At 74.6% G+C, this 1,394-nt stretch carries 3 protein-coding genes; 1 reads left to right on the top strand and 2 read right to left on the bottom strand.

The features are described from left to right. Window positions 1–414: CYTH domain-containing protein (locus NWP09_RS12850; RefSeq protein WP_258275889.1), on the bottom strand; the 414-nt coding region annotated here is incomplete at its 3' end. Window positions 415–488: 74 nt separating this feature from the next. After that, window positions 489–779, bottom strand: a complete 291-nt coding sequence (locus tag NWP09_RS12845) for a rhodanese-like domain-containing protein (RefSeq protein WP_258275888.1) — start codon at window positions 777–779, stop codon at window positions 489–491. Window positions 780–838: 59 nt separating this feature from the next. Here NWP09_RS12845 and NWP09_RS12840 point away from each other — a divergent pair, with 59 nt between their 5' ends. Further along, window positions 839–1,318 (top strand): VOC family protein, encoded by a 480-nt coding sequence (locus NWP09_RS12840; protein WP_258275887.1) that lies wholly within the window; start codon window positions 839–841, stop codon window positions 1,316–1,318. Window positions 1,319–1,394: the final 76 nt, after the last annotated feature.

The raw sequence follows: 1,394 nt of genomic DNA, 5'->3' as shown, positions 1-1,394 counted from the left end.
GTCCGCGACCTCGAGGAGCGCCCGCCCCTCGGCGTCGAGCAGCCGGTGGGCCGCCCGGCGCGTGCGCAGCCGCACGACCGGCGACGGCGCGCCATCGCGCACAAAGAGCTGCAGGGCGTCGACGAGCGCCTCGGGCACCGGCTCGTCGCCGTCGCCGAGCGGCTCGTGCAGCTCGAGGCGCTCGCCGTCGCGCGCGGGGAGCTTGAGGTACCAGCCGTCGTCGACGCCGCCGCTCCGCCGACGCAGCGAGATGCCCGCCGCCGCGAGCGCGAGCGCGTCCGTGTCGAAGTAGACCGCCTCGAGGCGCAGCTCGCGCACGTCGATGTCGGCGACGCCCTCGAGCGCCGTCAGGTCGGGCAGCGGCGTCTCGCCGCCGGGGTCGAGCTTCGTCTCGATCTCGCGGTGCCGCTCCACGCTGCTGCTCCCTCGCTGCCGTCGCTAGCGTGTCGGAGTCGCCAGGGGGCGCTCGCTCACTGCACGGCGCTCGCTCATTGCACCGTGCCGAGCATCGGCCGCCCGTCTGCTGCCCACTGCAGGGTCCCGCCCGCGACGTTCACCGCATCCATGCCCCGCTGCTCGAGGAAGGCGACGACCTGCGCGCTGCGCGCCCCCGACCGGCAGATGATCGCGGCGCCGTCGGGCACCTCGTCGACGCGGTCGACGATCGCGCTCATCGGGATGTGCACGGCGCCGACCGCGTGCCCGAGATCCCACTCGTGCTGCTCGCGCACGTCGACGAGCGGGCGGTCGGCGACGTCGGCAGGGCTGATCTCTCGCATGCCGTCCAGGCTACCGATGCGGCCTACCGCGTCCCGGCGAGCGCGGGCAGGATGGCCCCATGACCGACGTGCGCACAGTGCTCTGGTTCGACGGCCGCATCGAGGAGGCCGCCGAGCTCTACGTCTCGCTCGTGCCGGACTCCCGGATCACCGATGTGATGCGGATCCCGGCCGGCGACAACCCCTGGCCCGGCGACGCGAGCCCCGGCGAGGCCCTCACCGTCGATCTCACGCTCGCCGGTGCCCCCTTCCAGCTGCTGAACGGCGGGCCGCAGTTCCCGCAGTCGGAGGCGGTGTCGATCGCCGTCACCGTCGACGGCCAGGCCGAGGTCGACCGGTTGTGGGAGGGGCTCGTCGCCGACGGCGGCGAGGAGTCGCAGTGCGGCTGGTGCCGCGACCGCTTCGGGGTCTCGTGGCAGGTCATCCCGAAGCAGCTGGGTGAGCTCATGCAGGGGGAGCGCTCTGCCGACGTGACGCGCGCGATGCTCACGATGCGGAAGCTCGACGTCGCCCAGCTCGAGGCGGCCGCGCGCGGCTGACCGCGCGCTCCGCGCGGCCCGGCTCGGCCGGCGGACGCCGGGTCAGGCGACGCGCAGCCCCTGCACCTGCCAGACG

Source organism: Agrococcus sp. HG114 (genome assembly GCF_024723325.1).
In the GTDB taxonomy this organism is placed as follows: Bacteria; Actinomycetota; Actinomycetes; order Actinomycetales; family Microbacteriaceae; genus Agrococcus.
Note: the sequence above shows the minus strand (reverse complement) of the source record. Positions and strands in the feature narration are given on the sequence as shown.

Coding starts and splice junctions, on each gene's coding strand:
- NWP09_RS12845 (WP_258275888.1), bottom strand. CDS start 779: ATGCGAGAGATCAGCCCTGCCGACGTCGCCGACCGCCCGCTCGTCGAC.
- NWP09_RS12840 (WP_258275887.1), top strand. CDS start 839: ATGACCGACGTGCGCACAGTGCTCTGGTTCGACGGCCGCATCGAGGAG.